Origin of the sequence: Pseudomonas sp. PH1b (assembly GCF_000633395.1) — a bacterium.
GTDB lineage: Bacteria > Pseudomonadota > Gammaproteobacteria > Pseudomonadales > Pseudomonadaceae > Aquipseudomonas.
Genome location: NZ_AYMU01000001.1, coordinates 315,810 through 328,872, shown reverse-complemented (window position 1 = coordinate 328,872; position 13,063 = coordinate 315,810). Strand labels below are relative to the sequence as shown.

The window sequence follows — 13,063 nt, the reverse complement described above, 5'->3', positions numbered from 1 at the left end:
AAGTTCTATATCAGGCTGTTGCACTTTGTAAGAGCTGCGGATTCGGATGAAAAAAAACGTGTTCGCGCACTGGCCCTACCGCAATCTCACCGATCTCCTCATAACCCTGGCGTTTATAGAACTCCAGATAACGCGGATTGCCAGTGTCCAGCACCACCCCCTGGGAATGCTCGTCCACTGCGCACCAGTTGTGGACGGCCTCGAGCAACTGCTCGCCAAAGTGCTGGCCCTGGAACTGCGGGTGCACCCCCAGCAGCGGCAACACGTGCACCGCATCGCTGGGCAGGCAGGCCTGCACCGCTGCGTGGTATTCCAGGTAGCGCCGGGTGCAGCGCAAACCGGTACTCAGGACCATCCGCAGCCGCCAGGCCCAGCTTTCGGTGATTCCCAGGCGCCGTTGCGGCGGTGCGATCAGGGCGATGCCGATCAATCGATCGTTGACCAGCAAGCCGATGGCCGGCAGTTCCTGCAGAAAATGCTGTTTCACGAGTTCGCGCACCGTGGCCCGCACCCGCTGTTCGTAACCGCTGCGCTCGGACTCGAAGATGAAACCGAAGGTCGGCTCATGGCGATAAGCCTGGTAAAGCAGCGACCGCGCCTCGCGGGAATAGCCGCTGTCGAGCCTGTGGATATCGGCGATGGCGTTGGAGGTATCAGGCATGGTGGTCACTCTCCCCTGGACCCGGCTCAAATGGCCGCGTTCTTGTTAGTACGAGCCCTGCGCGCCGCTGATCGTTCCCGCGCCCAAGGGACATTAGCAGTGCATCGCCAGTGCCGCCACGCTGGTCGACCCGGGCGTAGTCAGCTAGCATCGCAGTTTTGCCAGGACCGCCGACCATGAAGATCGTCTCGTTCAATATCAACGGGCTGCGCGCCCGCCCCCATCAGTTGGCGGCACTGATCGACAAACACCAGCCGGACGTCATCGGCCTGCAGGAAACCAAAGTCTCCGACGAACAGTTCCCCCTCGCCGATATCGAGGCCCTGGGCTACCACGTGCATTACCACGGCCAGAAAGGCCATTACGGTGTCGCCCTGCTTTCGCGCCAGGCGCCGCTGGCCCTGCACAAAGGCTTCGAAGGTGACGACGAAGACGCCCAACGACGGTTTATCTGGGGCACCTTCGCCGACGCCCATGGCACGCCGGTGACCATCATGAACGGCTATTTCCCCCAGGGTGAAAGCCGCGACCACCCGACCAAGTTCCCGGCCAAGGAACGCTTCTACAGCGATTTGCAGCACCTGCTGGAAAGCCGCTTCAGCAATGATCAGCCCCTGGTGGTCATGGGCGACGTGAACATTTCCCCGGAAGACTGCGACATTGGCATCGGCGCCGAGAACGCCAAGCGCTGGCTGAAGACCGGCAAGTGCAGCTTCCTGCCGGAAGAACGCGAGTGGATGGCCCGCCTGAAGAACTGGGGCCTGGTGGACAGCTTCCGCCACCTCAACCCTGAGGTGAACGACCGCTTCAGCTGGTTCGACTACCGCAGCCGCGGCTTCGAGGATGAGCCCAAGCGCGGCCTGCGCATCGACCTGATCATGGCTTCCCAGGGGCTGCTGCCACGGGTCAAGGACGCCGGGGTCGACTATGAACTGCGGGGCATGGAAAAGCCTTCCGACCATGCGCCGATCTGGCTCGAACTGAGCTGATCGACAGGCACAAAAAAGCCCATCTGCCGATGGGCTTTTTTTGTCGCGGTTACAGCTGCACGTGCTCGACCCGGTCCGTGGTACCGGCACCGACGATGGCGCTGATGGCGCTGTCGAGGGTGGCTTCCGAATCGTACAAGTGGCTGACCAGAATCACTTCCTTACCGGACTTGAGCTTGAAAAAAGGTTTGCCGCCCGACGAAATTTTCTTGACGTAGCGTTCCGGGGAGGCGCAGTGTGCGCGGAACAGACCGAGAGCAGCCTCGGCACTGTCCCGGCAAGGGTAGCGGTCGCTTTGAAGCATGGTCTGCGCCTCCTTTGTCTTCAGCAAGAATCTGCATGCACCACTGCCATACTGCTTCAGCTCGAACCAGGCACTCATTTGTAACTCCTTTGCACACTACGAAATAGCAGCTCAACACTGCCGAGGCATCCGTGGGGGATGACGCGTTGGCAGTCGCCCCAATCCCCGCCAGACAAAGTTGCCCACTCTACGCGCCGTTCCGAGGCCGGTCTTTAGGACAAATCTCAAAAAATCTAGAGAAAACAGCTATTTATGGTGTAGGACTTTCGCCATTTATAGTCAGAAAGCTCCTAGCGTCACATCCCTGTCACCTCCCTGACTTAATCTCGCCAGCACTTACTTCTTCCCTCTATATAGAAGGCCAGTGCCGCCATGCCCCGCGCTTCCACCGTCAGCGAACGAGATCTCTGGTGCCGGACCATCAGCCTGTTTCTGATCGGCTTCGTTTGCTATGCCCTGCCCTGGTCGGTGTTCGCCGCCCTGCCCCTTACCCCAGACAACAGCGCCGTGCTGCGCATTCAGGGCTCCAACACCATCGGTGCCCAGCTCGGTCCGGCCCTGGTCAAGGGCTTGATGGAGCAACAAGGGTTGCATGACGTGCGGATCGAGGCCGGTGGCAAGGTCAACGAACAGCAGGTCGTGGGGCAGACCGCCCAGGGTCGGGAGGTGCGAGTGGAGGTTGCGGCCCATGGATCGAGCACCGGCTTCGCCGCCCTGAAAAATGCCCAGGCCGACCTTGCCGCCGCCTCGCGCCCGATCAAGGACAACGAGCTGGTGGAACTTGAAAACCTGGGGGATTTGAAGAGCCCGGACGCCGAGCAGGTGATTGCCATCGATGGCTTGGCAATCATCCTCCATCCGCACAACCCACTGAGCCAGCTGAGCACCGAACAATTGGCCAGGCTGTTCAGCGGCGAGATCAGGAACTGGGAGGAGCTGGGGGGCATGGAAGGTCCCGTGCACCTGTATGCCCGGGACGATCAGTCCGGCACCTATGACACCTTCAAGGAACTGGTCCTCAGCCGCCGCGGCAAGCCCTTGAGCCCCACGGCCCAGCGCTTCGAGTCCAGCGAGCAGTTGTCCGATGCCGTCAGCCGGGACCCTCAGGGCATCGGCTTTATCGGCCTGCCCTACGTGCGCCAGGCCAAGGCACTGGCCATCGTCGACGGCGACTCGCAACCCATGCTACCGCTCAACAGCCTGATAGCCACCGAGGACTATCCGCTGTCGCGGCGCCTGTACCTGTACCTCCCTCCCAACGGACAGAACCCCTGGGCCGACGCCCTGGTGAGCTTTGCCCAGAGCGCCAAGGGCCAGGGCATCGTTGCCGCCAATGGCTTCATCGCCCAGACCCTGCAAGCCATGCGGGTGCTACCAGGCCCGCAGATGCCTACGGACTACCAGGCCTTGACCCGCCAGGCCCAACGCCTGACGGTGAACTTCCGCTTTGAAGAAGGCAGCGCCAACCTGGACAACAAGGCCCGCCAGGACCTGAACCGGGTACTGGACTACCTTCGCCAGCACGGCAAGATGGACCGGAAAGTGACCCTGGCCGGATTCGGTGACGCCAAGAACGACCCTGCACGCGCCGCCCTGTTGTCCAAGCTGCGGGCCATGGCCGTGCGCCGGGAACTGGTGAAGAGCGGTGTGGTGTTTCGCGATATCCGTGGCTTTGGCGCCGAACTGCCTGTGGCCGCCAACAACGCCGACGAAGGCCGGATCAAGAACCGGCGGGTGGAAGTCTGGGTGTATTGAACATCACACCGCCAGCCTGCCCGGAATATCCCCCGGCAGGCCGACGGCGTGACCATCAGTGGCCGCTGCGCAACAATTCCTTGGGCACGTACTTGCCGATCTCGTACTTGCCGATGGCTGCCCGATGCACTTCATCCGGGCCATCGGCCAGGCGCAGGGTCCGCTGCATCGCGTACATGTAGGCCAGCGGGAAGTCGTTGCAAACCCCGGCGCCACCGTGCATCTGAATCGCCCGGTCGATCACCCGCAAGGCCACGTTGGGCGCGACCACCTTGATCTGGGCAATCTCGCTTTTCGCGACCTTGTTACCCACGGTGTCCATCATGTAGGCGGCCTTGAGCGTCAACAGCCGGGCCATGTCGATCTCCATCCGCGAGTCGGCGATCTTGTCGATATTGCCGCCCAGGCGTGCCAGCGGCTTGCCGAAGGCGGTGCGATTCACCGAGCGCTTGCACATCAGTTCCAGCGCACGCTCGGCCATGCCGACCGAACGCATGCAGTGGTGAATCCGTCCCGGGCCCAGGCGGCCCTGGGCGATCTCGAAACCGCGCCCCTCTCCCAGCAGCACGTTCTCGTAGGGCACGCGGACGTTGTCGAACAGCACCTCGGCGTGGCCGTGGGGCGCATCGTCGTAGCCGAACACCGGCAGCGGCCGCACGATCTTCACCCCGGGGGTGTCCACCGGCACCAGGATCATCGAATGCTGCTGGTGACGCGGGGCGTCGGGGTTGCTCAAGCCCATGAAGATCAGAATCTTGCAGCGCGGGTCACAGGCACCCGAGGTCCACCACTTCTTGCCGTTGATCACCCACTGGTCACCATCACGCACCGCCCGGGCGGCCATGTTGGTGGCATCGGACGAGGCCACGTCCGGCTCGGTCATGGCGAACGCGGAACGGATCTCGCCCCGCAGCAGCGGCTCCAGCCAGCGCTGTTTCTGCTCTTCATTGGCATAGCGCACCAGCACTTCCATGTTCCCGGTGTCCGGTGCCGAACAGTTGAACGGCTCGGGGCCCAGCAGCGAGCGCCCCATGATTTCGGCCAGCGGAGCGTATTCGAGGTTGGTCAAGCCGGCACCCAGCTCCGACTCAGGTAGAAACAAATTCCACAGGCCTTCGGCCTTGGCCTTGAGTTTGAGCTCTTCCATGATGGCGGTCGGCTGCCAGCGATCGCCCTCGGCAACCTGACGCTCGAATACCGCTTCGGCTGGATAAACATAGGTGTCCATGAACGCGGTCACGCGCTCACGCAGCTCCTGAACCTTGGGGGAATAGGCAAATTCCATGGGCAGCTCTACCTTTTTGAAGATCGGGTGTTTGGGGACTGAAATTGATGCTAGATCAGCTACGAAAATTTACCTAGCCTATTCTCGGCGTGTATTAACATTCATCACCGATATATGATCGGTTGATTTCACAGGCTTTCCAGCCCCTCCCTCACAGGCCCTAACAACACCTTCACAGGTCTTGAAAACAAGAGTGCAGCGCCATGAATCTGAGCAAGGTCGACCTCAACCTCTTCATCGTTTTCGACGCGATCTACACCGAAGCCAACCTGACCCGCGCCGGGCAGATCGTCGGCATCACACAGCCGGCGGTGTCCAACGCCCTGGCGCGTCTGCGTGAAACGTTCAACGACCCGCTGTTCGTCAGGACCGCCCAGGGCATGGTCCCCACCCCCATGGCGCAGAACATCATCGGCCCGGTGCGCAATGCACTGTCGCTGCTCAGGGTGTCGGTGCAGGAAAGCCGGATCTTCAACCCGCTGCAGGCGGTCAAGACCTACCGCATCAGCATGACCGACCTCACCGAGGCAGTGATCCTGCCCCCACTGTTCCAGCGCCTGCGCCGCCTGGCGCCTTCGGTGATCATCGAAAGTTTCCTGTCCAAGCGCCGCGAGACCACCAAGGAACTGGCGGCCGGACGCCTGGACTTTGCCGTCGACGCCCCGCTCAACACCGACCCGCAGGTGCGCCACGTCAAGCTCATGGAAGACCGTTACGTCTGCGCCATGCGCAAGGGCCATCCCTTGGCGGGCAAGGAAAAGTTCACCCTCGACGACTACCTGTCCCTGACCCACATCCATATCTCCAGCCGGCGCAGCGGCCTGGGGCATGTCGATCTGGCCCTGGGCAAGATGGGCATCCAGCGCAAGATCGCCCTGCGCTCCCAGCATTACCTGATGGCCTCGCAAGTGCTGCAGCAGACCGACATGGTGATGACCGTGCCGGAGCGCTTCGCCCGTCGCCATGAACTGCACGCCTTCAACTTGCCCGTCAACGATGTGCCGCCGGTGGAAACCCATCTCTACTGGCACGAAAGCACCGACCAGGACCCGGCCAACCGCTGGATGCGCGAACAGATGATCGAGCTCTGCCAGCAGGTCACCGCCCATGAGAAGAAGCTCGACCAGCAAGCCGGTTAACTGCTTTCACCGGCAAGCCGCTTGCTGCCGCTCCCTGCGGGAGCCGGTTTGCCGGCAACAGTGACAGCTGCAGATTGCTTGACGTATACGTCAACCTGCCATTAGCTTAGCGCCAAGCCCCTTCTTGAGCGCCTCCATGAGCAGCCAGACCTACAGTATTTCCGACCTTGCCCGCGAGCTCGACATCACCACTCGGGCCATACGTTTCTACGAGGAACAAGGCCTGCTGTCACCTGAGCGTCGAGGTCAGGAACGCATTTATTCCCCCCGCGACAAGGTCAGCCTGAAACTGATCCTGCGGGGCAAGCGCATCGGTTTTTCCCTGGCCGAGTGCCGCGAGCTGATCGAGCTCTATGACCCCACCAGCGGCAACCTGAAGCAACTGCACAGCATGCTGGCGAAAATCGCCGAACGTCGCGAACAGCTCGAACAGCAGCTACTCGATATCGAACAGATGAAGCTGGAACTGGACACTGCCGAGGAACGTTGCAGCCAGGCGCTGGAGCAAACCATCCAGAGTCAGAAACACATCGCCCAATAACACAGGTCGCCGGGCAACACGCGCCGGCATCTGCCATCACTCATAGAAGGTGAAGCTGAATGTCCCTCCCAAGTCATGTACGCCTGATCGAAGTCGGCCCGCGCGACGGCCTGCAGAACGAAGCCCAGCCCATCAGCGTCGAGGACAAGGTGCAATTGGTGGACGCCCTGACAGCGGCGGGCCTGGGCTATATAGAAGTCGGCAGTTTCGTATCGCCCAAGTGGGTGCCGCAGATGGCCGGCTCGGCAGAAGTCTTCGCCCGCATCCAGCGCAAACCCGGAGTGGTCTATGGCGCCCTGGCACCAAACCTGAGGGGGTTCGAAGATGCGGTGGCCGCCGGGGTCAAGGAGGTCGCGGTGTTTGCCGCCGCCTCAGAGGCGTTCTCGCAGCGCAACATCAATTGCTCCATCAGTGAAAGCCTGGAGCGCTTCGTGCCCATCATGGACGCCGCCAGGCAGCACGGCATCAGCGTGCGCGGTTACGTGTCCTGCGTGCTGGGCTGTCCCTATGAAGGTGATGTAGCTCCCGAGCAGGTCACCGTGGTGGCTCGCGAGCTGTACACCATGGGCTGCTATGAAGTCTCGCTGGGCGACACCATCGGCACCGGCACCGCCGGGGCCACCCGCAAGATGTTCGAGGTGGTGGGCGCCCAGGTGCCACGGGAGAAACTTGCCGGGCACTTCCACGACACCTATGGCCAGGCCCTGGCCAACGTCTACGCCAGCCTGCTGGAAGGCATCGCGGTGTTCGACAGCTCCATCGCCGGGCTCGGCGGCTGCCCCTATGCCAAGGGCGCCAGCGGTAACGTCGCCACCGAGGATGTGCTGTACCTGCTCAACGGCCTGGGCATCCACACCGGCATCGACATGGACCGCCTGATCGATGCCGGCCGGCAGATCTGCAGCGTCCTCGGGCGCCCCAGTGGCTCACGGGTAGCAAAGGCACGTAACGCCGGCTGACCCTCGTGTGCGGCCGGGTGTTACCGGCCGCTCTGATCTGAGGCACGAACGAGTAACACGGAAACAGTTTGTCGATTTTCTTGCGGTACAGATTGTCCTACAAAACCATCAAGCCATTGATTTTAAAAGGATTTAAAAAGTTGGCACGGCTCCTGCTATCTCTATGGCATAACAAGAATAAAAAGCAGCAAACCTAATAAAAATAAGACGTAACGACTCTGACATAACAAGAACAACACGGCAGAGACGCAGCTAACAGATTTTTTTGGAGAGGATGCAGTGTGCAGGAAGGCTTGCAAGAGCCACCCGCAATCAGTCAGAGAACAATAAAACTACCTTCAGGTAGCTCCCGAACTGGTTGGATCGCCCTGGCGACACATTGAATCAGCGCTCAAAAAAATACGTTTGCTCTTGATCCCGGATGGGGATCGCCAAAAACAGCGGTAAAGGGCAACGGTTGCCAAAAACAACAATAGACCGCCCCTCAATAATAAAAAAAGAGCACGCAACGACAAATTAAAGGGGAGCTTCGGCTCCCCTTTGTGCTTTCTGTGATTCACCTTTCCTGCCCTTTTGCGCCCCTCAAGCGTGCACCCGTGACGATGCACGCCTCATCAGGGTTCAGCGTTCGCGCAACTCCTCGATGCTGATTTCACGCATGCGGAACTTCTGGATCTTGCCAGTCACCGTCATCGGAAACTCTTCGACAAACCTGAAGTAGCGCGGCGTCTTGAAGTGCGCGATGCGCTCCTTGCACCAGGTCTGCAATTCCAGTTCGTTGGCCGAATGCCCGGGGTGGAATTTGATCCAGGCGACGATCTCCTCACCGTACCTGGCGCAGGGAATGCCGATCACCTGTACATCGGCCACGGCGGGATGGGTGAAGAAGAATTCTTCCAGCTCACGCGGGTAAATGTTCTCGCCACCGCGGATGATCATGTCCTTGTTGCGCCCGGCGATGCACACATAACCCTGCTCATTCATGGTGGCCAGGTCTCCGGTGTGCATCCAGCCGGCCTGATCGATGGCCTCGCTGGTGCCCTGCGGGTTGTTCCAGTAACCGAGCATGACGCTGTAGCCCCGGGTACAGAGTTCGCCAGTGGCGCCCCGTGGGGCCACATTGCCAGCCTCGTCGATGATCTTGCTTTCCAGGTGCGGCTGGGTTCGCCCCACGGTGGTAACCCGCAATTCCAGGTCATCGTCGGGGCCGGTCTGCAATGACACCGGGCTGGTCTCCGTCATGCCATAGGCGATCTGCACCTCGCTCATGTGCATTTCATTGATCACCCGGCGCATCACTTCTATCGGGCAGGTAGCACCGGCCATGATTCCGGTACGCAGGCTCGACAGGTCGAACTCGCCCCGTCGCGGCTGATCGAGCATGGCGATGAACATGGTGGGCACGCCATACAGCCCGGTCGCCCGCTCCTCGGCCACGGCACTCAAGGTCAGCAGCGGGTCGAAGGCATCGCTGGGGTAGATCATGGTGGTGCCATGGGTGATGCACCCCAGGTTGCCCATGACCATGCCGAAGCAGTGATACAGCGGCACCGGGATCACCAGGCGATCACCTGCCGTCAGGCCGAGGCTCTCTCCCACCATGTAACCGTTGTTGAGAATGTTGTGGTGGCTCAGGGTCGCCCCCTTGGGGAACCCCGTGGTGCCGGAGGTGTACTGGATGTTCACTGGCTGGTCGAAGTCCAGGCTGTCCTGGCGCGCCTGCAGTTGTTCGACCGAGGCGCCAGCGGCAAGGGCGGTCAGCTGCGACCAGGGCAGAAAGCCGGACGGCGGCTGCCCATCCAGGCTGATGACTCCGCGCAACTCTGGCAGGCGCTCGCTGCACAATTGGCCAATGGATTGCTCCGCCAGCTCCGGGATCAGCCCCTGGAGCATGCCGTGATAATCGGAAGTCTTGAAGGCACCGGCACAAACCAGCCACTGGCAACCGGATTGCTTGAGCACATATTCCAGTTCGGAACTGCGGTAGGCCGGATTGATGTTCACCAGGATCACGCCGATCTTGGCGCTGGCGAACTGGATGATGCACCACTGGGCACAGTTGGGCGCCCAGATCCCCAGGCGATCACCGGTCTTCAGACCCAGGGCAAGCAGCGCCCTGGCATGCAGGTCGACGGCTTCGCGCAATTGCTGCCAGGTGTAGCGCAACTGCTGATGACGCACTACCAGGGCCTCACCCTGGGGGTAGGCGGCGACCGTGTTGTCGAAGGCCTGGCCGATAGTCAGGGCGAGCAAGGCCCGGTCTTGCGTACCACGGGTGTAACTGCGATCCGGCTGGAAACCCGAGTGTTCCATGACGACCCCTATTGTCTTTATTAGTGGGTGTTCAAGAGCCTGGCCGATGGTGCGATAACGCCTGGCTCCAATCGAAAGCCTCGCTACTCTGGCGCAAGTTGACGTTTACGTAAAGGGTGATTGACAGCCTCCTGTCGCAGGCTTACGTTAACGTAAAGGTGAGAGCCAGGCAGCGCCGCGCTCCCCGCAAGATTCCCTCAATAAAAACAAGTTTGAAGGTGCCCCGCCATGAGTTACCCGACCCTGAACTTCGCCCTCGGTGAAACCATCGACATGCTGCGCCATCAGGTCCAGGCCTTCGTCAAGGCAGAGCTGGCACCGCGGGCCGCGCAGATCGATGTCGACAACCTGTTCCCTGCCGATATGTGGCGCAAGTTCGGTGACATGGGCCTCCTGGGCATCACTGTCCCCGAGGAGTACGGCGGCGCCGGCCTGGGCTACCTGGCCCATGTGGTGGCCATGGAGGAGATCAGCCGCGGCTCGGCCTCGGTGGCCCTGTCCTACGGTGCCCACTCTAACCTCTGCGTGAACCAGATCAATCGCAACGGTACCCATGACCAGAAGAGCCAGTACCTGCCCAAACTGATCAGCGGCGAGCATATCGGCGCCCTGGCCATGAGCGAGCCCAATGCCGGCTCCGACGTGGTGTCGATGAAGCTGCGCGCCGACAAGCGTGGCGACCATTATGTGCTCAACGGCAGCAAGACCTGGATCACCAACGGTCCCGACGCCAACACCTACGTGATCTACGCCAAGACCGACCTGGAAAAGGGCCCCCACGGCATCACCGCGTTCATTGTCGAGCGCGACTGGAAAGGCTTCAGCCGCAGCAACAAGTTCGACAAGCTGGGCATGCGCGGTTCGAACACCTGCGAGCTGTTCTTCGACGACGTTGAAGTACCGCAAGAAAACATCCTTGGCGTACTCAATGGCGGGGTCAAGGTACTGATGAGCGGCCTGGACTACGAGCGCGTGGTGCTCTCCGGCGGCCCTACCGGGATCATGCAGGCCTGCATGGACCTGATCGTGCCCTATATCCACGATCGCAAGCAGTTCGGCCAGAGCATTGGCGAGTTCCAGCTGATCCAGGGCAAGGTCGCCGACATGTACACCCAGCTCAACGCCAGCCGTGCCTATCTGTACGCCGTGGCCCAGGCCTGCGAGCGTGGCGAGACCACCCGCAAGGACGCCGCCGGGGTCATTCTCTACAGCGCCGAACGCGCCACCCAGATGGCCCTCGACGCCATCCAGATTCTGGGGGGCAACGGCTACATCAACGAATTCCCCGCAGGCCGCCTACTGCGTGACGCCAAGCTCTACGAGATCGGCGCCGGCACCAGCGAAATCCGCCGCATGCTGATCGGTCGCGAACTCTTCAACGAGACCAAGTAAGAGCAGCCGCAAGTTGCGAGCTACAAGCGGCAAGCCATAGCTGCCGTAACGCCGATTTACTCTTGCAGCTTGAAGCTTGTCGCTTCGAGCTGCGCTGGGAGCCCCAATGATTCTGAAGTCTCAGTTAAACCCAAGATCGCCGGAATTCGCGCAGAACGCCGCCAGCATGCTGGCCCAGGTCGACGCCCTGCACACCCTGCTCGCCCAGGTCCAGCAGGGTGGCGGCGCCAAGGCCCAGGAACGCCACACCTCCCGGGGCAAGCTGCTGCCGCGCGAGCGCATCAACCGCCTGCTCGATGCGGGCTCGCCGTTTCTTGAAATCAGCCCCCTGGCCGCCCATGCGGTGTACGGCGAGGATGTACCTGCCGCCGGGGTCATTGCCGGCATCGGTCGGGTAGAAGGCATCGAGTGCATGATCGTGGCCAATGACGCCACGGTGAAAGGCGGCTCCTACTACCCGCTGACCGTGAAAAAGCACCTGCGGGCGCAGACCATCGCCCAGCAGAACCGCCTGCCCTGCATCTACCTGGTGGACTCCGGCGGCGCCAACCTGCCGCGCCAGGATGAAGTGTTTCCCGATCGCGAGCACTTCGGGCGGATCTTCTTCAACCAGGCCAACATGAGCGCCCAGGGCATCCCGCAGATCGCCGTAGTCATGGGTTCCTGCACCGCTGGCGGTGCCTACGTGCCGGCCATGGCCGACGAAGCAATCATGGTCCGTGAACAGGCCACCATCTTCCTCGCCGGCCCGCCGCTGGTGAAAGCCGCCACCGGTGAAGTGGTGAGTGCCGAAGACCTCGGCGGCGCCGACGTGCACTGCAAGATCTCCGGAGTCGCCGATCACTACGCCGACAACGACGAACACGCCCTGGCGCTGGCCCGGCGCAGTGTCGCCAACCTCAACTGGCACAAGCAGGGCCAGTTGCAGAGCCGCACCCCGATTGCCCCGCTGTACCCTCGGGATGAGCTGTATGGCGTGGTTCCAGCCGATCCCAAGCAGCCTTTCGACGTTCGCGAAGTCATCGCCCGGCTGGTGGATGGCTCGGTCTTCGATGAGTTCAAGGCCCTGTTCGGCACCACCCTGGTCTGCGGCTTCGCCCATTTGCACGGCTATCCCGTCGCCATCCTCGCCAACAACGGCATCCTCTTCGCCGAAGCCGCGCAGAAAGGCGCGCACTTCATCGAACTGGCCTGCCAGCGCGGGATTCCCCTGGTGTTTCTGCAGAACATCACCGGCTTCATGGTCGGCCAGAAATATGAAGCCGGCGGCATCGCCAAGCACGGCGCCAAGCTGGTGACGGCAGTGGCCTGCGCCCAGGTGCCGAAGTTCACGGTGATCATCGGCGGCAGTTTCGGTGCCGGTAACTACGGCATGTGTGGCCGTGCCTATGACCCGCGCTTCCTGTGGATGTGGCCCAACGCGCGCATCGGTGTGATGGGGGCCGAGCAGGCCGCCGGGGTGCTGGTGCAGGTCAAGCGCGAACAGGCCGAACGCGGCGGGCAAAGCTTCGACGCCGCCCAGGAAGCGCAGATCAAGCAGCCGATCCTCGACCAGTACGAATGCCAGGGCCACCCCTACTACTCCAGCGCCCGGCTGTGGGACGACGGCGTCATCGACCCGGCGCAAACCCGTGATGTACTGGCCCTTGCGCTGTCCGCGGCCCTCAACGCCCCCATCGAACAGAGCCGCTTCGGCGTGTTCCGCATGTAATCCTGCGCGAGAAG

General features: G+C 61.7%; 11 protein-coding genes. 7 read left to right on the top strand and 4 right to left on the bottom strand.

All coding sequences use genetic code 11. The features are described from left to right. Window positions 1-10 precede the first annotated feature (10 nt). On the bottom strand, window positions 11-661 hold the full coding sequence (locus tag U873_RS0101565; protein ID WP_025126563.1) for an N-acetyltransferase: 651 nt from the start codon (window positions 659-661) through the stop codon (window positions 11-13). A 176-nt stretch (window positions 662-837) separates the two neighbouring features. Here U873_RS0101565 and xthA point away from each other — a divergent pair, with 176 nt between their 5' ends. Next, on the top strand, window positions 838-1,650 hold the full coding sequence (xthA, locus tag U873_RS0101560) for an exodeoxyribonuclease III (RefSeq protein WP_025126562.1): 813 nt from the start codon (window positions 838-840) through the stop codon (window positions 1,648-1,650). 49 nt (window positions 1,651-1,699) lie between these two features. Here the strand turns inward: xthA and U873_RS0101555 are convergent, their stop codons facing one another. Continuing rightward, window positions 1,700-1,954, bottom strand: a complete 255-nt coding sequence (locus U873_RS0101555) for a DUF1508 domain-containing protein (protein ID WP_256244242.1) — start codon at window positions 1,952-1,954, stop codon at window positions 1,700-1,702. A 372-nt stretch (window positions 1,955-2,326) separates the two neighbouring features. Here U873_RS0101555 and U873_RS0101550 point away from each other — a divergent pair, with 372 nt between their 5' ends. Further along, window positions 2,327-3,709: a substrate-binding domain-containing protein gene (locus U873_RS0101550; RefSeq protein ID WP_025126560.1), complete on the top strand. Its 1,383-nt coding sequence runs from the start codon at window positions 2,327-2,329 to the stop codon at window positions 3,707-3,709. 55 nt (window positions 3,710-3,764) lie between these two features. Here U873_RS0101550 and U873_RS0101545 read toward each other — a convergent pair whose 3' ends face one another. Continuing rightward, window positions 3,765-4,994 (bottom strand): acyl-CoA dehydrogenase, encoded by a 1,230-nt coding sequence (locus tag U873_RS0101545; protein ID WP_025126559.1) that lies wholly within the window; start codon window positions 4,992-4,994, stop codon window positions 3,765-3,767. A 203-nt stretch (window positions 4,995-5,197) separates the two neighbouring features. Between U873_RS0101545 and U873_RS0101540 the strand changes: the two genes are divergently transcribed. The 3 genes from U873_RS0101540 to U873_RS0101530 all read left to right on the top strand — a co-directional run bounded on the left by U873_RS0101540 (window position 5,198) and on the right by U873_RS0101530 (window position 7,633). Continuing rightward, on the top strand, window positions 5,198-6,133 hold the full coding sequence (locus tag U873_RS0101540) for a LysR family transcriptional regulator (protein WP_025126558.1): 936 nt from the start codon (window positions 5,198-5,200) through the stop codon (window positions 6,131-6,133). Between the two features lie 136 nt (window positions 6,134-6,269). Further along, window positions 6,270-6,674, top strand: a complete 405-nt coding sequence (locus tag U873_RS0101535; protein ID WP_025126557.1) for a MerR family DNA-binding transcriptional regulator — start codon at window positions 6,270-6,272, stop codon at window positions 6,672-6,674. A gap of 59 nt (window positions 6,675-6,733) precedes the next feature. Next, on the top strand, window positions 6,734-7,633 hold the full coding sequence (locus U873_RS0101530; RefSeq protein WP_025126556.1) for a hydroxymethylglutaryl-CoA lyase: 900 nt from the start codon (window positions 6,734-6,736) through the stop codon (window positions 7,631-7,633). A 621-nt stretch (window positions 7,634-8,254) separates the two neighbouring features. Here the strand turns inward: U873_RS0101530 and U873_RS0101525 are convergent. Continuing rightward, entirely contained in the window at window positions 8,255-9,946 is a 1,692-nt protein-coding gene (locus tag U873_RS0101525) for an AMP-binding protein (RefSeq protein WP_025126555.1), read from the bottom strand. 228 nt (window positions 9,947-10,174) lie between these two features. Here U873_RS0101525 and U873_RS0101520 point away from each other — a divergent pair, with 228 nt between their 5' ends. Both U873_RS0101520 and U873_RS0101515 read left to right on the top strand, forming a co-directional pair. Then, on the top strand, window positions 10,175-11,338 hold the full coding sequence (locus U873_RS0101520) for an isovaleryl-CoA dehydrogenase (RefSeq protein WP_025126554.1): 1,164 nt from the start codon (window positions 10,175-10,177) through the stop codon (window positions 11,336-11,338). Between the two features lie 106 nt (window positions 11,339-11,444). Next, window positions 11,445-13,049 (top strand): carboxyl transferase domain-containing protein, encoded by a 1,605-nt coding sequence (locus tag U873_RS0101515; RefSeq protein ID WP_025126553.1) that lies wholly within the window; start codon window positions 11,445-11,447, stop codon window positions 13,047-13,049. Window positions 13,050-13,063 lie beyond the last annotated feature (14 nt).

Excerpts from the sequence above, each read along its gene's own strand:
- U873_RS0101555 (WP_256244242.1), bottom strand. The coding sequence starts at position 1,954 with ATGCTTCAAAGCGACCGCTACCCTTGCCGGGACAGTGCCGAGGCTGCT.
- U873_RS0101525 (WP_025126555.1), bottom strand. The coding sequence starts at position 9,946 with ATGGAACACTCGGGTTTCCAGCCGGATCGCAGTTACACCCGTGGTACG.
- U873_RS0101545 (WP_025126559.1), bottom strand. The coding sequence starts at position 4,994 with ATGGAATTTGCCTATTCCCCCAAGGTTCAGGAGCTGCGTGAGCGCGTG.
- U873_RS0101520 (WP_025126554.1), top strand. The coding sequence starts at position 10,175 with ATGAGTTACCCGACCCTGAACTTCGCCCTCGGTGAAACCATCGACATG.
- U873_RS0101535 (WP_025126557.1), top strand. The coding sequence starts at position 6,270 with ATGAGCAGCCAGACCTACAGTATTTCCGACCTTGCCCGCGAGCTCGAC.
- U873_RS0101515 (WP_025126553.1), top strand. The coding sequence starts at position 11,445 with ATGATTCTGAAGTCTCAGTTAAACCCAAGATCGCCGGAATTCGCGCAG.
- U873_RS0101565 (WP_025126563.1), bottom strand. The coding sequence starts at position 661 with ATGCCTGATACCTCCAACGCCATCGCCGATATCCACAGGCTCGACAGC.
- xthA (WP_025126562.1), top strand. The coding sequence starts at position 838 with ATGAAGATCGTCTCGTTCAATATCAACGGGCTGCGCGCCCGCCCCCAT.
- U873_RS0101540 (WP_025126558.1), top strand. The coding sequence starts at position 5,198 with ATGAATCTGAGCAAGGTCGACCTCAACCTCTTCATCGTTTTCGACGCG.
- U873_RS0101530 (WP_025126556.1), top strand. The coding sequence starts at position 6,734 with ATGTCCCTCCCAAGTCATGTACGCCTGATCGAAGTCGGCCCGCGCGAC.
- U873_RS0101550 (WP_025126560.1), top strand. The coding sequence starts at position 2,327 with ATGCCCCGCGCTTCCACCGTCAGCGAACGAGATCTCTGGTGCCGGACC.